The 21912-nt window shown below is 48.8% G+C and carries 17 protein-coding genes; 11 read left to right on the forward strand and 6 right to left on the reverse strand.

Annotation, left to right across the window (positions count from 1 at the left end; translation table 11 throughout):
• The first annotated feature begins 206 nt into the window (after nt 1-206).
• The 4 genes from Q8K39_RS24830 to Q8K39_RS24845 all read left to right on the forward strand — a co-directional run bounded on the left by Q8K39_RS24830 (nt 207) and on the right by Q8K39_RS24845 (nt 7676).
• Nucleotides 207-1115 (forward strand): ABC transporter ATP-binding protein, encoded by a 909-nt coding sequence (locus Q8K39_RS24830; RefSeq protein ID WP_305263811.1) that lies wholly within the window; start codon nt 207-209, stop codon nt 1113-1115.
• 9 nt (nt 1116-1124) lie between these two features.
• The gene (locus tag Q8K39_RS24835; RefSeq protein ID WP_305263813.1) at nt 1125-4694 is read left to right on the forward strand and encodes a M1 family aminopeptidase; all 3570 of its coding nucleotides are present in this window, start codon (nt 1125-1127) and stop codon (nt 4692-4694) included.
• A 322-nt stretch (nt 4695-5016) separates the two neighbouring features.
• On the forward strand, nt 5017-6879 hold the full coding sequence (gene pepF, locus Q8K39_RS24840) for an oligoendopeptidase F (RefSeq protein WP_305263815.1): 1863 nt from the start codon (nt 5017-5019) through the stop codon (nt 6877-6879).
• A gap of 197 nt (nt 6880-7076) precedes the next feature.
• Complete coding sequence (locus Q8K39_RS24845; protein ID WP_186951664.1) at nt 7077-7676, forward strand: hemerythrin domain-containing protein; 600 nt, start codon at nt 7077-7079, stop codon at nt 7674-7676.
• Between the two features lie 22 nt (nt 7677-7698).
• Here the strand turns inward: Q8K39_RS24845 and Q8K39_RS24850 are convergent, their stop codons facing one another.
• Both Q8K39_RS24850 and hrpA read right to left on the reverse strand, forming a co-directional pair.
• Complete coding sequence (locus Q8K39_RS24850) at nt 7699-8595, reverse strand: DMT family transporter (RefSeq protein ID WP_305263816.1); 897 nt, start codon at nt 8593-8595, stop codon at nt 7699-7701.
• A 135-nt stretch (nt 8596-8730) separates the two neighbouring features.
• On the reverse strand, nt 8731-12858 hold the full coding sequence (gene hrpA / locus Q8K39_RS24855; RefSeq protein WP_305263818.1) for an ATP-dependent RNA helicase HrpA: 4128 nt from the start codon (nt 12856-12858) through the stop codon (nt 8731-8733).
• A 185-nt stretch (nt 12859-13043) separates the two neighbouring features.
• Here hrpA and Q8K39_RS24860 point away from each other — a divergent pair, with 185 nt between their 5' ends.
• The 3 genes from Q8K39_RS24860 (at nt 13044) to Q8K39_RS24870 (ending at nt 15935) form a co-directional block, all read left to right on the forward strand.
• Nucleotides 13044-14195 carry a tetratricopeptide repeat protein gene (locus Q8K39_RS24860; RefSeq protein WP_305263820.1) on the forward strand — a complete coding sequence of 384 codons (1152 nt, stop codon included), beginning with the start codon at nt 13044-13046 and terminating at the stop codon, nt 14193-14195.
• Between the two features lie 91 nt (nt 14196-14286).
• A complete protein-coding gene (gene argA / locus Q8K39_RS24865; protein ID WP_186951667.1) occupies nt 14287-15597 on the forward strand; it encodes an amino-acid N-acetyltransferase in 1311 nt (436 codons plus the stop codon).
• Nucleotides 15598-15662: 65 nt separating this feature from the next.
• Nucleotides 15663-15935, forward strand: a complete 273-nt coding sequence (locus tag Q8K39_RS24870; RefSeq protein WP_186951668.1) for an oxidative damage protection protein — start codon at nt 15663-15665, stop codon at nt 15933-15935.
• Between the two features lie 65 nt (nt 15936-16000).
• Here the strand turns inward: Q8K39_RS24870 and Q8K39_RS24875 are convergent, their stop codons facing one another.
• The 3 genes from Q8K39_RS24875 to Q8K39_RS24885 all read right to left on the reverse strand — a co-directional run bounded on the left by Q8K39_RS24875 (nt 16001) and on the right by Q8K39_RS24885 (nt 18619).
• Nucleotides 16001-16747 carry a carbonic anhydrase family protein gene (locus Q8K39_RS24875; RefSeq protein ID WP_305263823.1) on the reverse strand — a complete coding sequence of 249 codons (747 nt, stop codon included), beginning with the start codon at nt 16745-16747 and terminating at the stop codon, nt 16001-16003.
• Between the two features lie 100 nt (nt 16748-16847).
• A complete protein-coding gene (rpiA, locus tag Q8K39_RS24880; RefSeq protein WP_305263825.1) occupies nt 16848-17519 on the reverse strand; it encodes a ribose-5-phosphate isomerase RpiA in 672 nt (223 codons plus the stop codon).
• Nucleotides 17520-17611: 92 nt separating this feature from the next.
• On the reverse strand, nt 17612-18619 hold the full coding sequence (locus tag Q8K39_RS24885) for a serine/threonine protein kinase (protein WP_305263827.1): 1008 nt from the start codon (nt 18617-18619) through the stop codon (nt 17612-17614).
• 111 nt (nt 18620-18730) lie between these two features.
• Here Q8K39_RS24885 and Q8K39_RS24890 point away from each other — a divergent pair, with 111 nt between their 5' ends.
• Nucleotides 18731-19432, forward strand: coding sequence for a UPF0149 family protein (locus tag Q8K39_RS24890; RefSeq protein WP_186951671.1), 702 nt, complete (start codon nt 18731-18733; stop codon nt 19430-19432).
• A 107-nt stretch (nt 19433-19539) separates the two neighbouring features.
• Nucleotides 19540-19794 (forward strand): acyl-CoA-binding protein, encoded by a 255-nt coding sequence (locus Q8K39_RS24895; protein WP_305263828.1) that lies wholly within the window; start codon nt 19540-19542, stop codon nt 19792-19794.
• A gap of 9 nt (nt 19795-19803) precedes the next feature.
• On the opposite strand, the gene Q8K39_RS24900 is transcribed toward Q8K39_RS24895, so the two are convergent.
• The gene (locus Q8K39_RS24900; RefSeq protein ID WP_305263829.1) at nt 19804-20775 is read right to left on the reverse strand and encodes a D-glycerate dehydrogenase; all 972 of its coding nucleotides are present in this window, start codon (nt 20773-20775) and stop codon (nt 19804-19806) included.
• Nucleotides 20776-21177: 402 nt separating this feature from the next.
• Between Q8K39_RS24900 and fdxA the strand changes: the two genes are divergently transcribed.
• A complete protein-coding gene (gene fdxA, locus Q8K39_RS24905) occupies nt 21178-21501 on the forward strand; it encodes a ferredoxin FdxA (RefSeq protein ID WP_186951675.1) in 324 nt (107 codons plus the stop codon).
• Between the two features lie 74 nt (nt 21502-21575).
• The coding region (locus Q8K39_RS24910; RefSeq protein ID WP_370868679.1) for an NAD(P)/FAD-dependent oxidoreductase at nt 21576-21912 on the forward strand (337 nt) is incomplete at its 3' end.

Raw genomic sequence — 21912 nt, forward strand, 5'->3', positions numbered from 1 at the left:
ACACAAACTTGCAGCACTTTGACCTAATAAGCCTGACAAGATGCCAATCTCGTTCCAGGGTGACTAATTCAATCCCCAATTTCTCGCTTCCGTCCCTGCTCATACCTGTTTCATCGCATCTTTCCATTTGCACATTCCATTTGCATAAGATATATCTACCGGCGCCAACCGCGCAAGGAATGATTCAATTACAACAAGGAAAAAGCATGGAACTTCGCATACAACATCTCTCAAAACTATACAGTAACGGTGTACAGGCACTCAATGATATCAACCTGACCATACCTGCAGGGATGTTTGGCTTGCTGGGACCAAATGGTGCGGGCAAATCAACCCTGATGCGCACGCTGGCGACTTTACAGGATGCCGATTCAGGCACTGCGCTGCTGGACAATATCAATATCCATGAACAAAAGGATCAGATACGCCGTTTGCTTGGCTATCTACCGCAAGACTTTGGCCTTTACCCCAAGGTCAGCGCCTATGACTTGCTGGATCACTTTGCGGTCCTGAAGGGGCTGGATAATCGCAAACAACGTAAAGAGGTGGTTGAGGCTTTACTCCATCAAACCAATCTCTACAATGTCAAAAACAAGCACCTGGGTGGCTTCTCTGGTGGCATGCGTCAGCGTTTTGGCATTGCGCAGGCCTTGCTCGGCGACCCAAAACTGATCATCGTTGATGAACCTACGGCTGGCCTAGACCCGGAAGAACGGGTACGCTTTCATAATTTGCTGTCTGACATAGGTACAGAAAAAATCGTCATCCTTTCCACCCATATCGTTGAAGATGTGGCTGACCTGTGCAACAACATGGCTGTCATCAACAAAGGCCAGGTAATACTAACCGGACAGCCGCTTTCTTTGATCGCACAGATCCAGGGCAAAATCTGGAAACGCTTTGTTGAGAAGACTGAACTCGCAGCCTGCCAGCAAAAGTATCAAGTCATCTCCAGTCGCCTGACTTCGGGCCGTACGCTCATCCACGTCTATGCGGACGAACAGCCAGATCATGGCTTTGACGCGACCCAAGGCAATCTGGAAGATGTGTATTTCGCTGCGATGGCTGGTTTGCTGCCCAGCCCTGCTGCATTGCCAGTTCAACGCGCAGCCTGAGGAGTCGTCATGTTAGCGATACTCATGTTTGAGCTGCGCCAGAAATCCCACAGCCTGTCCACTTATGTCTATTTTCTGGTTTTCTTTTGCCTGGCCCTGCTATGGATGGCAGCAGCAGGTGGCTTATTTGCCGGCGCGTCCATCGGTTTTGGCGGCAAGGTTTATATCAATGCCCCAGTAGCCGTTTTTCAAAGCATCACCTTCCTTGGCTATCTGGGCATCAGCACGGTTGCGGCATTGATGGGACAAGCGACGCACCAGGATATAGAACACCACACCTGGCATTTTTTCTACAGCGCCCCCATCAGCAAATTCCAATATCTCGCAGGTCGCTTTTTGGCTGCCCTGCTGACCAGCATCATCATTTTTTCTGGGCTCGGTCTGGGTGCATGGCTGGGTTGTTATTTGCCGGGCATAGAAGCTGTCAGGCTGGGTGCAGTACAGCCTTTGTCATATGTCATGCCCTATCTGTATGCGATATTGCCGAATTTTATAATTTTTGGTGGTATTTTCTTTACCCTTGGCGCACTTACACGTCGCATGATGCCGGTGTATGTGTCCAGCGTGCTGTTGATTATCGGCTATCTGGTCGCCCGTTCGTTGCGGGCTGATCTCGACAACAAGACCATGGCTGCACTGCTTGATCCCTTTGGTTCTTCTGCCGTCAGCATGATGACTGAATACTGGAGCATAGCCGACAAGAATGCCCGCCAAATCGCTCTGGATGGCGTTTTTCTCATCAACCGTCTGATATGGCTGGGTCTTGGCCTTGCCAGTCTGGCGCTGTGCTACTGGCGCTTTAAATTCGCAACGATCAACACGACAGGCAAGCAAAAGAAAGAGGCTGCTACAACGTTACCCGCCACGATGCTACTGCAAAAAGTTACACCCATTTTCTCAGGTAACAGAATCTTGAAGTTACTGTATGCCGAGAGCATGCTGAATTTGCGGGAGTCAGTAAAAAATGTTTATTTCATCGTCATACTATTGGCTGGCGTTTTGTTCATGTTTGCGATTTCCAGTTCCATCACTAAAATGTTTGGTACGCCCACTTATCCTGTGACCTATGCGGTACTGGAGATTTTGGGTGGCAGCTTTGGTATCTTCATGCTTGCCATCACTACTTTTTATGCCGGAGAACTGGTATGGCGTGAACGGGATGCGCGCATTGCGCAACTTCTCGACGCACTACCCATTCCAAGCTATTTGCCATTCGCTGCAAAGCTGATCGCACTGATCGCCTTGCAAGGCATCATGCTCTTCGTATTGATGTTGTGCGGCATCCTGCTACAGACCATCAAAGGCTATAACAATTATGAGTTAGCCCAGTATGTGCAGCAGCTGTTTCTGATGCAATGGCCGGAATATGCCTTGTTAGCTGTACTAGCGATTTCCTTGCAAGTTATCGTCAATCACAAGTATCTGGCTTATTTTTTGATCATACTGTATTACGCTGCCACGATAGCCTTGCCTGCACTGGGTGTGGAGCATCCCATGTTCAACTATGCAGTGACACCATCTGTTACTTATTCTGACATGAATGGTTATGGCCACATGCTGGCGATCTCACGCTGGTATCTGACTTACTGGACCGGTGCAGCCTTGATCCTGGTCAGCCTGTCTTTGATGATGTGGGTACGTGGCACTACCACCGATTTCCGCCTGCGTTTACGCCTGGCAAAACAGGCTTTCTCAGGCGGCAATTCGATTTTGATGTTGGCTGGCACCAGTGTCTTTTTGTTGACTGGTGCTGCGATTTTTTACTTTACGAATATCCTCAATCCTTATCAAAACCAGTTTGCCCAGCAAACTGATAATGCCCAATATGAAAAACGTTATAAACAGTATGCCAACCAGGCACAGCCACGCATTAGCGATGTCAAGCTGAATGTAGACATTTTCCCGGAAACCCGTAGCAGCCATATCAAAGGTAGCTACCAACTCGTCAATCGCAGCAACCACGCTATACAAGAAATTTTTATCACGCAAAAAGACGATGTAGACATCATCAAGATGGAATGGGATTTACCGAATGAAAGAAATATAGCCGATAGCAAGCTGGGGTTTCATAGCTACAAACTTAAAGAACCTTTAGCGGCAGGTGAGAAATTGAATTTCAATTTTGAACTTAAAATCGCGCCCAAAAACTTCCTGGGTATGAGCCAGGGTAGCCCTCTTTACTACAATGGCAGCTTCTTCAATAGCATGTTGATGCCACATATAGGCTATCAGCCAGCTCTGGAACTCAGAGAAGATAAAACCAGACGCGAGCATGGCTTGCCTGAAAAGGAGAGAATGGCTGAAAGGGATGATCCCAAGGCATTGGAAAACAATTATATCGCCAATGATGCCGACTGGATCAGTTTTGATGCGGTAGTGTCAACCTCTGCAGATCAAATGGCAGTTGCACCTGGCACTTTAAAGCGTCAATGGCAAGAACAAGGGCGCAACTATTATCACTACGTGCCAGAGCAAGCCATCTTGAATTTTTATGCCTTCCTGTCAGGACGTTATGAAGTCAAACAGGCGAAATGGCAAAACACTCCCATAGAAATCAATTATCACAGAGGACATGAATACAATGTAGACCGTATGGTGAAAGGCGTGCAAAAATCACTGGATTATTACACCAAGAACTTTGGTCCGTATCAGCACAAACTGGTCCGTATCATTGAATTTCCACGGTATGCCAGATTTGCGCAGGCTTTCCCCAACACCATACCTTTCTCAGAAAGCATAGGCTTCATTGCCCGTGTCGATGATAACAATCCCAAGGAAATTGATTATCCATTCTATGTAACAGCACATGAAGTCGCCCATCAATGGTGGGCACATCAAGTCATCTCGGGCAATAGCAAAGGCGGCACAGTGCTGGTGGAAACCTTGGCACAGTATTCTGCCCTGATGGTCATGAAGCATACCTATGGTGATGCAACCATGCGCCGCTTCTTGCAGTTTGAGTTGGATCGCTATTTACAGGGCCGCAGTCAGGAAAGGAAAAAAGAACTGCCGCTGGCACAAAATGAAAATCAAGACTATATCCACTATGCCAAAGGCAGCCTGGCCATGTACTTGCTGCAAGACCAGATCGGCGAAGACAAAGTCAATCAGGCCTTGCGCCAAGTCATCGCACGCCATGCCAACAAGGGCGCACCTTATCCTAGCAGCACTGCCCTGACCAAGGCCTTGCGTGAAGTCACGCCGACTGAGCAGCAATATGTGATTGATGATCTGTTTGACTCCATCACCCTGTATGAAAATCGCGCCATTTCAGCAACGGCTACAGCCTTGTCTGATGGTCAGCACGAAGTGACGCTCAAAGTCACCAGCAATAAACTCAAGGCCGATGAATTGGGTGTAGAAAAAGAAGTCCCTCTGAAAGACTGGATGGACATAGGCATAGACGACAAAGACGGCAAACCCTTGCTGCGTCAGCGCCAGTTCATCCACCAGAAAGAAATGGAATTCAAACTCATCGTCAAAGGCATGCCCGCCAAAGCAGGCATCGATCCAGATATCAAGTATGTGGATCGCAAACCTGATGATAATTTGATCAAGGTGGAATTGAGTAGCAAGTAATTGAGTTTACCTGCACAAAAAGGCGAACCATGGTTCGCCTTTTTTGCACATATGTGCTTTTTTTGGATTTACCGCCATTGTGTAACCATAAGCCAGGTTTAGTTGCGAATTAATTAATTATTTGACAATTTCAAGTTTTGGAAATGGTAAATATATTTCCAAATTTGCTTTTCAATTGTGAACTTTCAGACCAAAATATGGCCTCAAGTGCAGGGTCAATATGACTACATTGAAATGTGTTGATATTAAATAAACAATAAGCCACTATCCTGCATTTGTTGCACATCCATTAATCCAAAAAATCCAAACTGGACCATAAACCATGCATAAACATCTTGTTCGCAACTTGTTCGCTGTTGCATTGACCCTGCCAAGCTTTGCCTTTGCTGCCCATCCCAATGAGACAGAAGCAGATCGATGGAATTTGAAAGACATGTATCAGACCAAGGCTGATTGGGATAAAGATGCCATGACGCTGGAGGTCCAGTTAAAACAGTTTCAAACCTGTAGCGGTCACCTGGGCGACAATATTGCCCGCTTCAAGACGTGCCTGGATCTGAATGCTGACTTGTGGAAGCGCTATGCCCGTCTTTCCAGCTATGCCTTCCAGTTCCGCGATCAGGACACTGGTGACAATGCTGGTGCAGACCTGGGCCAGCGCTCGGACATTTTGGGCAGTAAAGTGGAAGAAGCAACGTCTTTCCTCAGACCAGAAATTTTGAGTATAGGTGCAAAAAAAATAGCTGCATTCCAGTCTAAAGAAAAAGGCTTGAAGATCTATACCCATCAGTTAGATGACATCTTGCGTTCCGGCCAGCATACCCTGGATAAAAAAGGCGAAGAAATCGTCGCAACCTTTGGTATGGCAACCAATACTGCCAGCGCTGTCTATTCCACCTTGTCAAATGCAGATATGCCATGGCCCAAGGTCAAATTATCGACTGGTGAAGAAGTACGCATAGATCAGTCCGCCTATACCAAATACCGTGCGGCCCCCAACCGGGCAGATCGCCAACTTGTATTTGACGCATTCTGGGGTAAATGGAAAGAATTTGAACGCAGTTATGGCGTTATGTTTTACGAACAATTAAAACGCGACTCAGCCTACGCCAAGATACGCAACTATCCCGATTCTTTGACGCAAGCACTGGATAACAACAAGGTGCCACGCGAAGTCTATGACACACTGGTATCGCAAACCAGGGCCAACCTGCCTACCCTGCACCGCTACTTCAAATTGCGAGCCAAACTGCTTGGGGTAAAAGACCTGCGCTATTTCGACATCTATCCCCCCCTGGTATCTGGCGATTTCAAATACACAATCAAGGATGGTGTCAAACTGGTTTTGGAGTCAGTCAAGCCTTTAGGTGACGACTATGTCAAAGCCATGACCAAAGCCACGACAGAACGATGGATGGATGTTTACCCACGTCCACGCAAGCGCTCAGGCGCATACATGAATGGCTCGGCCTACGATGTTCACCCCTACGTGCTGTTGAATTACAACGATGATTATGAATCGGTGTCAACTTTGGGACATGAATGGGGTCATGCCATGCATTCCTATCTGGCCAACAAGCATCAGCCTTTCATCAGCGCTGACTATCCGATTTTCACAGCGGAAATTGCATCAACCACCAATGAAGTTTTCCTGCTTGACCATATGCTAAAGATCGCCAAAAGCGATGATGAGCGCCTCCTGTATCTCGGTTCAGCACTGGAAAACCTGCGCGGCACTTTCTTCCGCCAGGCCATGTTTGCCGACTTTGAGCGTGAAGTACATGCCAAAGTAGACAAAGGTGAATCCCTGACTGGTGAAGCATTATCGAAAATCTATGGCGACATCCTGAAAAGCTATCATGGTGACAAAGAAAACGTCATGAAGATAGATGATGCCTATGCCGTAGAATGGGCTTATATTCCACACTTCTACAATCGCTTTTATGTATTCCAGTATGCAACTTCCATCGCTGCTGGCTCCATGTTTGCAGATGAAATCCTGAAAGGGCAAGCTGGCGCCAGGGATAAATACCTGAACATCCTGAAAGCAGGCGGCTCTGCGTATCCCTACGAACTGGTCAAGAGTGCAGGTGTTGACTTGGCTTCTCCCGCCCCCTATCAGGCAGTATTTGTACGCATGAATAAAATCATGGATCAGATCGAAGCGATACAAGCAAAACGTTAATACATTAAGTCTGATTTTCAGAATACATTGAACGCCAAGTAGCGTTTTCACACAATCAGAATGCAATATAGCCGCGCAAGCTTCGCTTGCGTGGCTAATTTTTTATCAACCAGTCAAGCCAGCACCTTTGATCCTGATCAAGAGCCCCCTGTCTCTGCCAAAGTAAAGTAATAAAAAGAATAGCAAGGAGACACGCCATGTCAGTCAGAAATATTTACCCTGCTTCGCTGCGCGTCATACAAGATGAGCACGAACACTTGTCATCAGTCATACAAGGTATGCGCTATTTCGTCCGGCAAATAGAAAGTGGCGGCAATGCGCCTGATCTGAAAGTATTCCGGGCGATGCTGTATTACATCATGGAATATCCTGAAAAAGTCCATCACCCCAAAGAAGATCAATACCTGTTTGCGAAAATCAAGGAAAGAACACATCAACTCGACAGTGAACTTGATGCCTTAAGTGAACAACACAGTAAAGGTGAATTGATGGTGCACAGGTTATTTCATGCTTTGCTGGATTATGAATTTGGTGGCAAACCTGCTTTTGCACGATTTCGTGATCTTGTGGAGCAGTACGCCCATTTTTATTTTGCCCACATGCGCGCAGAAGAAGAGCGCATCATGCCCATAGCCAGGCAAGTGCTGAATGACCAGGACTGGAAAGAAGTTGATGCCGCATTTTTGGAAAACCGCAAAATGCTCGATGATGCTGGCGAACGTTACAAATATGAGCAACTATTTTCACTCATCGTCAACATCGCTCCTGCGCCTATAGGCGTTGGCGACCCAATTTAAACCAAGAACTCGATAAAAAAATCTAGCGCCGCGAAGACAGGATAATGCCACCGACGATGCACATAAATGCCAGCGCATGAAACACATGCGGTGCTTCCCCCAAAAAGGCAGCTGACATCAGGGCAGCAAACAGGGGCGTCAGGTTGTTGAAAAAAGCAGCAATATTCGGCCCTACCCTTTGTACGCCTAAGCCCCAGCAACGAAAAGCAATCACTGCCGGGCCGATGGCAACAAAAGCCAGGGCCGCGAATAGCATGGGGCTCCAGTGTATGACCGGCTTGGTAACAACCCATTCAGTTGCAGAAAATAAGCCGGACCACAATACACCAAAGCTGACTTGCGCCAGTAAGAAATCAGCCCAGTGATTGCGTAACTCACCATCGTTACCGCGCGTCAGCAACCAGCTATAGACTGACCAGGTGATGGTGGCAATGATCATGAAAATATCGCCAAGAACCAGATGCAGCGACAGCAATTGCCTTATTTCACCACGGCTTAAGACAATCAACACACCAACGATAGACAATACTGCACCGGCCAGTTGCCAGCGAGAGACCTTGGCCTGGAAGAACAGGCTACCAACCATCATCATCCACACCGGCATGCTGGCAGCAACCAGTGTGACGTTAATCGGTGTAGAACTCTGCAAGGCCAGGTATTGCAAGGCATTGTACAAACCCACACCCAGCAAACCCAGTACCGCATAGCGCCGCCAGTTACGCCATAACATGCTATCGCGGCGATAAATATGGAAAGCCATGGGCAAGAGTATCAAAAAGGCCAATACCCATCGAATAAAATTCAGAGTGATAGGCGGCACCATCTCATGAATCATACGCCCGACGACAGCATTGCCCGCCCAGAGCAAAGGCGGTATGACAAGCAAGAAGATCGTTGCAGGGTTCAGTTTATGATTCATGAATTTCAGCATGCCTATAAAAAAAGCAGGCAGTATCAGGTGTATTAACCTGTCTGCCTGCCCTTAGCATACAACAAGCAAACAAGCTTTGCATGCGGCCATGCTATTACTCATTTACTGATGATCTATTGACGGCTATCGCTGCAAACTTTCCCACACTTTTTGCAAGCGCTTGACTGACACCGGCATGGGTGTACGCAGCTCCTGGGCAAACAGCGAGACCCTGAGTTCTTCCAGCAACCAGCGAAACTCCAGCAGTTTTGGATCAGCATCAACACCGGTCTTGCGCGGGTGACGTTGCCAGGCCTGGGCGACACTATTCCATTCAGCCACCAACTTCTGGTCACGCGCCGGATCGGCACGCAGCTTGTCCATGCGTACCGTGATCGCTTTCAGGTAACGCGGGAAGTGCGACAACTGGGTGAAATCATTTTCCGCAATAAAGTGCTTGGTCACCAGCATCTGCAATTGCGCCTGCATATCGGCAGCAGCTTGCGCATGCGCCTTGATGCCTTGCAGTTTCTTCGGCAATCCATGGTATTCAGCCAGTATCTGTGCGGCTGTGCGGGCAATTTCATTGGCAAGCAAATTCAACCTGGCCTTACCTTCATCCCTGCGCTTGTTGAATTCACCTGAATTGGCAGGTAAAGGGCTTTGCAGGAAGGCACTTTCTATGGCGACCTGAATAATCTGGTCACGCAATTCTTCCTGCGAACCCAGCGCCATGAATTGCATGCCCATCTGCTGCAAACCAGGGATATTTTTTTCCAGGAACTTGATCTGCTCTTTCAACTGCAAGGCAAACAGACGCCGCATGCCTATGCGATGTATACGCGCCGCTTCATCAGGGTCATCAAAGACCTCAATATGGCAATGCGTGAGTTTATCCACCAGAGCTGGATAACCAATGAGGGTCTGTTTACCCTGCTGGACTTCCAGCAATTCGGGCAAGCTGTCGAAAGTCCAGGCTGTCAGGTTTTCCTGCTTGAATGCCGGTATTGCGGCACCAGTCTGGACGTTGGCAGTTGCTGGTTTCCCGGCATTACGGACTGATTTGTCTTCTGCCACAGCAGCCTGCTTGATCGCAACTGGATTTGTATCTAGCAAAGCCAGTTTCTCGGCACTGGCAATACGCTGGAAACTCTCGCGTGCCTGGCCACCAAATTCCGCCCGCAGGCTGGCCAGGTTACGTCCCATTTCCAGTTGACGGCCATGTTCATCGACGACTTTAAAGTTCATCGTCAAATGCACAGGCACAGTCTCGAATTTAAAGTCCGTGGTCTTGCACAGCAAACCTTTTTGCTCGCGTATATCTGCAATCACTGCATCAAGGAAGTTGCCTTTGCCAAAATCATTGCGCTCACAAAAGCCTGCTGCATATTCAGGAATAGGCACACAGTGACGACGTATTTTTTGCGGCAAGGACTTGATCAGCAAATGCACTTTTTCTTTCAGCATGCCGGGTACCAGCCATTCACAGCGGTCTGCCGAGACCTGATTAAGTGAAAACAGAGGCACGGTCAGAGTCACACCATCGCGCGGACTACCAGGCTCAAAGTGATAACTGAGCTGCAAGGCCACGCCTGACACCTGCATGCTCTTGGGGAATAAATCCGTGGTAACGCCAGCCGCTTCATGGCGCATCAACTCGTCCTTGTTCAGGTACAAGAGCTTGGGATTGGCTTTGGTCGCTTCCTTATGCCACTCTTCAAACAAGACGGCGTTATAGACATCGACTGGCAAGTGCTGGTCATAGAAAGCCACGATCAGTTCTTCATCCACCAGCACATCCAGACGGCGTGATTTATGTTCGAGGTTTTCTATCTCGCGTACCAGTTTCTGGTTATACGCAAAGAAAGGGGCGCGGGTATCAAATTCACCTTCGACCAGTGCATCGCGGATGAACATCTCGCGTGCCTCTGCAGGGTGCGTCAATCCATACTGGGTTCGCCGCTGGCTATACACGACCAGACCGTACAGGGTCGCACGTTCGAAGGCAGATACCTGACCGGCACGTTTCTCCCAGCGTGGTTCACCATAGGATTTTTTCAGCAGGTGCTCGCCGATTTTTTCCAGCCATTCAGGATTGATCTGGGCGATGCAACGGCCATACAGGCGTGTAGTATCAACCAGCTCAGCCGCCATGATCCAGCGTCCGGCTTTTTTGGCCAGGGTAGAACCTGGCCAGATATAAAACTTGATACCACGCGCGCCTAGGTAATGCGCTTCTTCATCTGACTTGTAACCGATATTACCCAGCAAACCCGTCAATAGAGATAAGTGCAATTGCTCATAAGTGGCAGGTGCTTCATTTAAACGCCAGCCCTGCTCTTTTACTATCGTCAACAATTGCGAATGCACTTCTCGCCATTCGCGCAAGCGCATCTGACTCAGGAAATTGGCGCGGCAATTGTCTTGCAACTGGCGATTGGTTTTCTTGTGCTCAATGGCATCTTCAAACCATTTCCAGATTTTCAGGTAAGACTGGAATTCAGACTTTTCATCGGCAAATTTCTTGTGCGCCATGTCTGCTGCCGCCTGCGCCTCCATCGGGCGATCACGCGGATCTTGCACCGACAATGCGGCAGCAATGATCAACACTTCCTGCAAGGCCTGGTTGTCGCGCGCTGCCAGGATCATGCGACCAACGCGCGGGTCCAGCGGCAGTTTCGCCAACTGCCTGCCAACCGGCGTCAACTGATTGACTTCGTCCATGGCTCCCAATTCTTGCAAGAGCTGGTAACCGTCAGCAATCGCCCGGCCAGGTGGCGGCTCAATGAAGGGAAAAGTCTCGACATCAGTCAGGCGCAGCGATTTCATCCGCAAAATGACTGCTGCCAGGGATGAGCGCAAAATTTCTGGCTCGGTAAATTTTGGCCTTTGCAGATAATCCTGCTCATCGTACAGACGTATGCAAACACCCGCCGCAACGCGACCGCAACGGCCAGCCCGCTGATTGGCAGCCGACTGGGCTACTGCCTCTATCTGCAATTGCTCGACTTTATTCCTGTAGCTATAGCGTTTGACACGCGCCAGACCGGCATCGACGACGTAGCGTATGCCAGGTACGGTCAGCGAGGTTTCGGCCACATTTGTAGCAAGGACGATACGGCGTGCATTCGAGATCTTGAATACCCTCTCCTGCTCTTGCGCCGACAAACGGGCAAACAGGGGCAAAATCTCTACATGCGGTGGATGATGTTTGCGCAGGGCTTCAGCAGCATCACGAATCTCACGCTCGCCTGGCAAAAATACAAGTACGTCACCAGAACCTACGCGGCACAATTCATCAACGGCATCAGTAATGGCCGTCATCAAATCGCGTTCTTTATCTTTTTCTGTATCCTGTATCGGGCGATAGCGCACTTCTACCGGATACAAACGGCCCGACACTTCAATCACGGGAGCAGGCTTGGGTTCTGCCCCCCTGGTATCAGCAAAATGATTGGCGAAGCGCTGGGCATCGATCGTGGCTGAAGTGATGATGATCTTCAGGTCACGACGCTTGGGCAGCAATTGCTTCAGGTAACCGAGCAGGAAATCAATATTCAGGCTGCGCTCATGCGCCTCATCAATGATGATGGTGTCATATTGTTTTAACAGCGGGTCGGTCTGGGTTTCTGCCAGCAAGATACCGTCGGTCATCAGCTTGACCGATGCGCCCTTGCTCAGAGTATCGGTAAAACGGACTTTAAAACCAACATGTTCACCCAGCGGTGAGTTCAATTCTTGCGCAATACGTTTGGCGGTAGACGACGCAGCAATCCGGCGTGGCTGGGTATGGCCTATCATGCCTTTTTGGCCGCGCCCCAGTTCCAGGCAGATTTTTGGTAATTGCGTGGTTTTACCGGAGCCAGTTTCACCACAGACAATAATGACCTGATGCTTTTGCAAAGCCTCGGCAATTTCTGCCCGTTTGCCGGATACTGGTAACTCTTCAGGATAGCTGATAGGTGGCAAGGGATTACGAAATGGCAATGGCGCCGCTTCCCTGGCTGGCCCAGTTATTTTTTTTCTTGCGGCTGGAGGTTCGCTTGCAGTTGTCGCAGACTTATTGCGATTTGGCTGCGATCTTGTATTCTGTACTTTGGGCATACGAACTCGCTCAGCGACATTTTCCTTTAGAGGCTTGTTGTCAGGCGATTCTGGCTTGCCAGCTGTTTCGCGCAATTGTTGTCGAAGTTCGCGCAATCCCGATAAACCATCTATCACATTGGGCATTGCTTTTTGGGGGGAGTTTTTAGGTGTTTGATTTGAAGACATAGCACTTTCCATTATCCCAGATTTTTGGCAGAGTTGCTCAATGTTGTTTTTTTACTTATTCATTTACCACCCAGAACAAAGCAGGTTTAGCAGCAAGAAATTTCAAAACAATTTGATCTATACTGAATAAACAAAAACTGACCTGATCATCAATTTTACTTATCGTGATACTTGCGGGGGGCAAAATGAAAACTTGGACTATTCTGTTTTTCACATGCTTGCTAGCAGCCTGCGCGACATCAGGAACGCAAAAACTGAGTGAGCTGCACTTTCATGATCAGGAATTTGCACCCAGTTCCATTCCCATCGACAAAGAAAATGTGCTGACTGTCAGCAAAGACATGGAATCCTATCTGCATCAGGAAATCATGCCTCAGTTAAGCAAACGAGGACCACAAAGAGCTTTGTTTGAAGCAATCTCAAGCAAGCGCCAGATCAAGCTGGAATATGATGCTGAAATGACACGCAATGCCGCACAGGCATTTGCAGCACGCTCTGGCAACTGTTTATCGTTAGTGCTCATGACTGCAGCCTTTGCCAAACAACTGGGTTTGGATGTGCAATATCAAAATGTGTTGATTAATGAATCATGGAGTCGCAATAATGATCTGTACTTTGCTGCTGGCCACGTCAATATCGTGCTGGGCAGGCGATCTGGTTTCTTGCGCAATGCAGATGAATATCATCAAAGAATGGTGATAGATTTCTTGCCACCAAGTGAAATTCTGGGGCAAAAAACAGTGCTGATCAGTGAAGCGACTGTGATCGCCATGTACATGAATAATCGTGCGGCAGAATTACTGGCGCAACACAATGTCAATGATGCCTATTGGTTTGCCCGCGAGGCATTGCGCACCGACCCTAATTTCCTGACAGCCTACAATACACTGGGGGTTATTTATCGCCAACACGGCAATTTCCAATTGGCTGAAAATGTGTTCAAACAAATATTGACAAAAGAACCCGACAACACGCTGGCTTTAAGCAATCTGGCTGAAGTCTTGCGCAAATCCGGTCGCCCACTGGAAGCACAGGTCTATTTCAGCCGTCTCGAAGAATTACAACCCTATCCACCTTTCCATTTCTTCAATCGCGGCCTGGCTGCCATGCAACGTGGTGACTTTGCTGAAGCAAAAACCTTGTTCAAGCGTGAGATAAAACGCGACGCCAACTATGATGAATTTCATTTATGGCTGGCGCTGGCACACCTGAAGCTGGGTGAGATACCTGATGCGACTGAAGAACTACTCCTGGCCAAGGCCAATAGCACAACCCGCAAAGCCCATGATTTGTATGTAGGCAAGCTGGAGCGTATCAAGTCAACATATACACACTGAAAACACGGGTTTTGCGAATGAATCTGTCAATGTGTACAATCGACCACGTTGATTGACCATCTGTTTTCTCGTCTCAGATTATAATTGGCGGATGGAAAATCCCGTTCAATTCGTTCACTGGCTGCGCTCAGTCGCGCCCTATATTCATGCCTTCCGTGGAAAGACCTTCGTGGTTGCCTTCCCCGGCGAACTGGTCATGGCAGGTGCCCTGCCGGTTCTGGCGCAAGATTTATCACTTTTACATGCCTTGGGTATCAAGATTGTCATCGTCCATGGCTCACGACCCCAGGTAGCCGAACAACTGGCATTACGTAGCGTAGAAGGCGCTTTTCACAACGGCATACGGATTACCGATACAGCAGCGCTGGAATGTTCAAAAGAAGCTGCTGGTGAATTGCGACTGGACATAGAAGCTGCATTTAGCCAGGGCTTGCCAAATACACCGATGGCCCACTCTGCCATACGTATCATTTCTGGAAATTTTGTCACCGCAAAACCGATCGGCATCGTTGGCGGAGTTGACTTTCAATTGACAGGCATTGCCCGCAAGGTCGCGTATGAAACGATTCACCGAATCCTTGATGCAGGCAATCTGGTCTTGCTTGGACCTCTGGGCTTCTCACCAACGGGTGAAGCATTCAATTTGACGATGGAAGACGTTGCCGTATCGGCAGCTTCCGCCTTGCGTGCCGATAAACTGATTTTCATCTCTGAAACACCGATGATGGTGGATCAGGATAATGATGAAATCCGCGAATTATCTTTTATGCAAGCCGAGCAAGAATTAAAGGCAGGCTATTTGCCACTGGATTCTGCGTTTTATCTGGAACACGCGATCAAGGCATCGCGTGGTGGTGTTCCGCGTATTCACATCGTCCCGTACAAGATGGATGGTTCTGCCCTGCTGGAATTGTTCACCCATGATGGCGTGGGCACCATGGTGTCTTCAGAAAACCTGGAAAGCTTGCGCGAGGCCACGATTGAAGACGTAGGCGGCATTATCAAGTTGATAGAACCGCTGGAAGCCGATGGCACCCTGGTCAAGCGTGGACGTGAACTGATAGAACGGGAGATCAATTACTTCTCTGTCATTGAGCATGATGGCGTGATATTTGGTTGTGCCGCCCTCTACCCCTTCCCTTTTGAAAAGATGGCAGAAATGGCTTGCCTGACTGTGAATCCGGAAGTGCAAAGCCAAGGCGACGGCGAACGCATACTCAAGCATCTGGAAAAACGTGCGCGCCGGGCTGGCTTCCATAGTCTGTTTGTATTAACGACGCGCACTGCTCACTGGTTCCTGAAACGCGGTTTTGTTAGTGCTTCGGTAGACGATTTGCCGAAAGACAGGCAAAAAATGTATAACTGGCAACGCAAGTCTTTGGTTCTGATCAAGCAACTCTAAGCCACTGCCCGTATAATTCAGGCTGTTTTCAAGACTTATCAAGATTCACATTAAGGAGCACCAACATGGCCCGCATGGTCCACTGCATTAAATTAGACAAAGAAGCCGAAGGTCTAGACGTTCCAACTTACCCAGGTGAATTGGGCAAAAGAATTTATGAAAGCGTGTCCAAAGAAGCCTGGGCTGCGTGGCTCAAACACCAGACCATGCTAGTGAATGAGAACCGCCTGAATCTGGCTGACACTCGCGCCCGCAAGTATCTGGCAACGCAGATGGAAAAACATTTCTTTGGCGATGGGGCCGATGCTGCTACTGGCTATGTTCCGCCGACAGAGTAATTGAGTCGCGTCTAAACAAAAAAGCCCGCTTAGCGGGCTTTTTTGTTTGTTTCGATCTGACTTTATCAATAGAAAGCGATTTTTCCCGTTTCAACATCCAGCATGGCTCCGACGATCTTGATCTGGCCCTTGTCGGCCATTTCTTTCAATACCACGCTCTTTTCTGTCACTGCCTTGACCGTCATTTTCACGTTCATTTCTGCCACTGCATCGACAAAATGATGATTTTTTGAAGAACGGTCGCTGCCATGATTATCAGGCGTCGCTTTCACAGCCGGCATGATCTTGGCCACCAGTTGTGTCAGATTGCCCAAATTAGCATTATCACACGCTCCTTTCACTGCGCCGCAATGTGAATGACCAAGAATGATGATGACTTTAGACCCAGCTACCTTTGCAGCATATTCAAGGCTACCAAGGATGTCTTCATTAACGATGTTACCGGCCACTCTGGCAGTAAACAAATCACCTATACCTTGATCGAATACGAGCGCAGGCTCAGAACGCGAATCTATGCAACTGACTACACTGGCAAATGGGAACTGACCATCCCTTCCGCTGGTTTTTACCTGACCAGGCAAATCGCGTTTCAACATGCTACTGGAGACAAAGCGCTGATTCCCCTCTTTGAGCATCGCAATGGCCGCATCTGGGCTGATCTTACTTTGCATGGCCTGCGTCATTGCAACATCAATGACAGGCCTTCCTGTGGTAGGCGACTGTGTTGCACAAGCTGAGATCAGCAAAGCTGCCGTCAGTGAGGCCAGGAAACTTAGTGACTTGGCTGTTTTTTTCTTTGTATTCATGTTCATTTGCTTCATCTCCTCATAGAATTGAACAATTGATGACTTCATATTCATCTGCAATGGCATGTATTTACTGCAAAACAACCATACCAGTCTCTTGCTAATTTCAGAACTGCAAGGTTTTCACACCTTCAGCAGTCCCCAGAAGACAAACATTTGCACCTTGTCGAGCGAACAAGCCAACCGTCACCACTCCCACGATATTGTTAATCTCTGCTTCCATCGTCAGCGGATCAAGAATTTGCATGCCATGTACATCCAAAATCATATTGCCATTGTCAGTCAATAATGGCTGTCCATCTTTCATGCGCAAACGCGCCTCCCCGCCCAATGCATTGAGCTTGCGTGCAACGACTGCGTGTGACATGGGAATTACTTCTACTGGCAAAGGAAACTTGCCCAGCACGTCCACCAGTTTGGAACCATCAGCGATACATACAAATTTTTCAGCAACAGATGCAACGATCTTTTCGCGCGTCAATGCCGCACCGCCACCCTTGATCATGGCACCTTGCGGTGTGATTTCATCCGCGCCATCGATATACACTGGCATGGATGTCACTTCATTCAAATCCAGCACGGTAATACCGTGAGAACGCAAACGTGCTGCCGTCACTTCAGAAGACGCAACAGCTGCTTTGACTTTGTGCTTGATCTTGGCTAGTTCATCAATAAAAAAGTTTGCCGTAGAACCGGTACCTACGCCAACAATTTCACCTTCTACTACATAAGCAATTGCCGCCTGGGCGACGACAAGTTTCAGTTCGTCTTGAGTCATGGTGCATTTTCATCATAGTTTAAAAATTGGCGGGATTTTACAATAAGGCCGGACTTATTCGTAATTTGATCAAGAACGAGACTAAAACAGTATTAAATTCGCCACAACGGTGCCTCATCCATTAAAGCAACCTGCTCGCGCAGTTCAAGTATGCGGTCTTGCCAGTAACGCTGGCTGTTAAACCATGGAAAGGCTGCCGGAAAAGCCGGGTCGCTCCAGCGCTGCGCCAGCCAGGCGGAATAATGGATAAGCCGCAAGGTGCGCAAGGCCTCTATCAAATATAGTTGACGCGGCTCGAATTCAAAAAAATCTTCGTAACCCACCAGAATATCGGTCAACTGGCTTTGCATTTCGCTACGGTCGCCCGATAACAGCATCCATAAGTCTTGTATGCCTGGTCCCATGCGGCTGTCATCAAAATCGACAAAGTGCGGGCCAGCCTCTGGACCAGATTCCAGCCACAAGACATTTCCCAGATGGCAATCACCATGCAAGCGTAGTTGCAGCACCTCGCCTGCCCTGTCATAACAAGCCTGAATACCATCAAGGGCTTGCTGGCTAACGCTGGCGTACGCCGCCAGTAAATCAGTTGGAATAAAATCATGCTCCAGCAACCACGCACGTGGCAATACACCAAAACTTTGCGGATTCAACGCTGGCCTAACTGCATAACTGGTAGTAGCGCCGACGGCATGTATGCGTCCTATGAAACGTCCCAGCCATTCCAGCGTGGCTGGGTCACCAGTTTCAGGTGCACGGCCACTCTGGCGCTTGAACAAGGAAAAGCGGAATCCTTGATAGTGACGCAGGCTATTTCCATTGTCTGCCCGCAAGGCAGCAATGACAGGAATTTCGTGCGTCTGCAACTCAGCGACGAAGTCATGTTCCTCCTGTATCGCTTCATCTGACCAGCGCAAGGGGCGATAAAACTTGGCGATAATAGGAGAAGCATCCTCTATGCCTATCTGATAAACGCGGTTTTCATAGCTATTCAAGGCCAACATGCGACCATCGCTGCGCAAGCCACTACTATCGACGGCATCAAGGACTAATTCGGGTGTCAGCCCGGCGAAAGAATCTGGGGGAGTAAAATCTGTCATGTCGCTATTGTACGTGCCTCTCACTGGGTTAGAGATAAAAGTCCTGCACAGCCAGCACACAAAGCGCTAAACTTCCGGTATTTTCATATTTACCTTTTCAAGAGTCACTCCATGCATCTCGACGAACCACTAAGCGACAAAGAATTCAATGAACTCGACAAATTCCTGATGTCGGAAAAAGTCGGCGACGATGGCATGACCATGGATGCCCTGCACGGCTACCTGACCGCCATTGCCCTGGGCCCGGAAGTGATACCGATGGCTGAATGGCTGCCACTGGTGTGGGGCTTGCCTGACCAGGGCGAACCCAAGTTCAAGAATGAAAAGGAAATGCAGCGCGTTACTGGCCTGGTAGCCCGCTTCATGAATGAAATACAGATCACCTTTGAAGTCGCCCCGCAAGAATACGAGCCTCTGTTTTGTGTCATGGAACAAAATGGCAAGGAATTGATCGACGGCGAAACCTGGGCCTGGGGCTTCTGGGAAGGCATGCAATTGCGTGAAGAAGCATGGGAAGCCGCCTGGGAATCTGAAGAAATCGGCCCATTGCTGCAACCTATTTACCTGCTGGGCGCAGAAGAGATAGAAGAAAGCGAATTGAAGTTCGTCGATACACCAGAAAAATGCCATGAACTGGCGTTGACGCTGGAAGCGTCCATCCCCACCATACGCCGTTTTTGGGCACCCTTGCGCAAGTCTGGCGTCACCACCGTGAAGCGCGAAGCCCCAAAAGTAGGCAGAAATGATCCTTGCCCTTGTGGCAGCGGCAAAAAATACAAAGTCTGCTGCGGCGCTGAGCCTACCCTGCATTAATCCACTGCAAACCGGAAGCGCTGGAGGGAAACCTCTAGCGCAAAACTGCCCTGCCTGCATGTCTTCATGCTATTTTTGCGCTTCTTAATAACATGCTGGAGACTACAATGAGCTTGCAAGAACAATTCACCCAGGCACAAGCCGATTCCAAAAACCTGTCCGAGCGTCCGGACAATATGACTTTGCTGAAAATCTATGCCCTGTTCAAACAAGGCAGCACAGGTGACGCCACTGGTGATCGCCCTGGCATGACCGACTTTGTCGGCCGCGCCAAGTTTGATGCCTGGACTGGCCTGAAAGGCACTACCCAGGAAACAGCGATGCAGCAATACATTGACCTCATCAACGAACTCAAAGGCTAAGATTCGGGGTTAAGCCGGAGGATTGAGCCAATCCCTTGGTCTGCCCTCAGTCAAACCTGCAATCAGGTTATCTGCCGCACGGTTTGCCATTGCCCGGCGAGTTGTCTCGGAGGCACTGGCAATATGCGGTGTCAGCACGACATTGCTCAAGGTCAAAAAATCTGGATGGAATTTGGGCTCATTCTCAAATACATCCAGGCCAGCTGCCGCAATCCGTTTTTCACGCAAGGCCGCAATCAGGGCCTGGTCATCAACAATGCCACCACGTGCCAGATTCACCAGTGTTGCGCCCGGCTTCATCATTGCCAACTCTGCCGCAGCTATGGTGTGATGTGAAGCTGCTGAATATGGCAGCACCAGCACCACATGATCAGCTTGTTGCAGCAATTCTTCCTTGCTCACATATTGCGCGTTATTCGCATATGCCTCCTGTTCCGTACTCAGGCGCGAGCGATTGTGATACATGACCTTCATATCAAAACCTGTAGAACGCCTCGCTATGGCCTGCCCTATCCTGCCCATGCCGATAATACCCAAGGTGGCACCATGTATATCAACACCCAGGAAAGAGTCAAACCGCCACTTTGTCCAATGCCCGGCGCGCAGCCAGTGTTCAGATTCCGTCACCCGCCTGGCAGTCGCCATCAGCAAGGCCCAGCCAAAATCGGCAGTGGTTTCATTCAAGACTTCAGGCGTATTACTAGCCATGACACCATGGGCTGTGCAAGCAGCCAGATCGATATTGTCATAACCAACCGCCATACTGGCAACAACTTTCAAGTCTGGCAATTGCTGCAATAATTCCGTATTGATTTTTGCACTGGCTGTTGCCAGAGTACCGACTTTGCCTTTTAGCCGGCCAGCGAGCTCAGTTGGTAAAAAAATAATATCATCCTGATTCGACTCAACATCAAAATACTGTTCCAGCTTCGTCAACACTTCAGGAAAGATGGCTCGCGTTACCAAGATTGCAGGCTTCATGTCCGGCCTTAAAATAAAAATATAAAAACAAATGCTGAAAATACCCGCCCGCCTCATGGCAGACTAGCTCACTGCCGCATCATACCGTTTTCACGCTCACTTTTCTTGAGGACTTATAGCAGTTCAACAACTTTCATCCCGGCTATCGTTCATGCAAGAAAATTCATGCTGATGATGCAAATCAATCCAGAAGCCTGAGCTTAGGCCTACAATTGCGCATCATGATAAACTGCAGAGGCAAAGTCCACTGATACGACTGCATTTGCTTATGCGCAAACTATATAAGCCTGATTTGTGAGAACTGCTAAATTGCCTTAAAATACAAGGCTTTGCAGCTCTGAGCCTATTTTTTGCGCTTAGACTGCGCCTAAATCCCGAATTTTTAGTTTAGATTGGACTGTTATGACCCACGTTGTGACCGAATCCTGCATCCGCTGCCGCTATACCGATTGCGTGGATGTGTGCCCGGTGGACTGCTTCCGTGCTGGCCCGAATTTCCTCATCATTGATCCAGACGAATGCATCGATTGCGCCGTGTGCGTTGCAGAGTGCCCGGCTAACGCCATTTTTGCTGAAGAAGATGTACCGGCCGATCAACAGCAATTTATCAAGATCAATGCCGACCTGACCCGCAAATGGCCGTCGATTACCAAGACCGTTGCTCCTTTGCCAGATGCTGACGACTGGAAAGACGTCAAAGATAAATTGCAATATCTGGACAAGTAAGTATCTGGGAAAGCATTACGGGCATAGGTTAATCGGCTCAAACAAATCCGCAATATCAGGAATCATCACGTAGCATGGAAAACAAACAAACTACCGCGGCCAACGCCGCCATTGAAGCAGATGCCGTCATCATCGGCGCAGGTCCAGTTGGCCTGTTCCAGGTATTCGAACTCGGCTTGCTCGAAATTAAAGCACACGTTATTGACTCCCTGGCAGTCGTTGGCGGCCAATGTGTCGAGCTGTACCCGGATAAACCGATCTATGACATCCCTGCAGTGCCAGTATGTACAGGCCAGGAACTGACAGACAATCTGTTAAAGCAAATTGAACCATTCGAGCCAACTTTCCATCTGGGACAGGAAGTGACCCTGGTTGAACGCCGTGAAGATGGCCGCTTCGATCTGGAAACAT

Source organism: Undibacterium sp. (genome assembly GCF_030683615.1).
Classification (GTDB): Bacteria; Pseudomonadota; Gammaproteobacteria; order Burkholderiales; family Burkholderiaceae_D; genus Undibacterium; species Undibacterium umbellatum.

Bases quoted from the DNA above. Each gene is read 5' to 3' on its own strand.
- Q8K39_RS24875 (WP_305263823.1), bottom strand. From the start codon at position 16,747: ATGAACATGAATACAAAGAAAAAAACAGCCAAGTCACTAAGTTTCCTG.
- Q8K39_RS24895 (WP_305263828.1), top strand. From the start codon at position 19,540: ATGAGCTTGCAAGAACAATTCACCCAGGCACAAGCCGATTCCAAAAAC.
- Q8K39_RS24885 (WP_305263827.1), bottom strand. From the start codon at position 18,619: ATGACAGATTTTACTCCCCCAGATTCTTTCGCCGGGCTGACACCCGAA.
- Q8K39_RS24830 (WP_305263811.1), top strand. From the start codon at position 207: ATGGAACTTCGCATACAACATCTCTCAAAACTATACAGTAACGGTGTA.
- hrpA (WP_305263818.1), bottom strand. From the start codon at position 12,858: ATGTCTTCAAATCAAACACCTAAAAACTCCCCCCAAAAAGCAATGCCC.
- Q8K39_RS24835 (WP_305263813.1), top strand. From the start codon at position 1,125: ATGTTAGCGATACTCATGTTTGAGCTGCGCCAGAAATCCCACAGCCTG.
- Q8K39_RS24900 (WP_305263829.1), bottom strand. From the start codon at position 20,775: ATGAAGCCTGCAATCTTGGTAACGCGAGCCATCTTTCCTGAAGTGTTG.
- fdxA (WP_186951675.1), top strand. From the start codon at position 21,178: ATGACCCACGTTGTGACCGAATCCTGCATCCGCTGCCGCTATACCGAT.
- Q8K39_RS24845 (WP_186951664.1), top strand. From the start codon at position 7,077: ATGTCAGTCAGAAATATTTACCCTGCTTCGCTGCGCGTCATACAAGAT.
- Q8K39_RS24850 (WP_305263816.1), bottom strand. From the start codon at position 8,595: ATGAATCATAAACTGAACCCTGCAACGATCTTCTTGCTTGTCATACCG.
- Q8K39_RS24860 (WP_305263820.1), top strand. From the start codon at position 13,044: ATGAAAACTTGGACTATTCTGTTTTTCACATGCTTGCTAGCAGCCTGC.
- Q8K39_RS24870 (WP_186951668.1), top strand. From the start codon at position 15,663: ATGGCCCGCATGGTCCACTGCATTAAATTAGACAAAGAAGCCGAAGGT.
- Q8K39_RS24890 (WP_186951671.1), top strand. From the start codon at position 18,731: ATGCATCTCGACGAACCACTAAGCGACAAAGAATTCAATGAACTCGAC.
- rpiA (WP_305263825.1), bottom strand. From the start codon at position 17,519: ATGACTCAAGACGAACTGAAACTTGTCGTCGCCCAGGCGGCAATTGCT.
- pepF (WP_305263815.1), top strand. From the start codon at position 5,017: ATGCATAAACATCTTGTTCGCAACTTGTTCGCTGTTGCATTGACCCTG.
- argA (WP_186951667.1), top strand. From the start codon at position 14,287: ATGGAAAATCCCGTTCAATTCGTTCACTGGCTGCGCTCAGTCGCGCCC.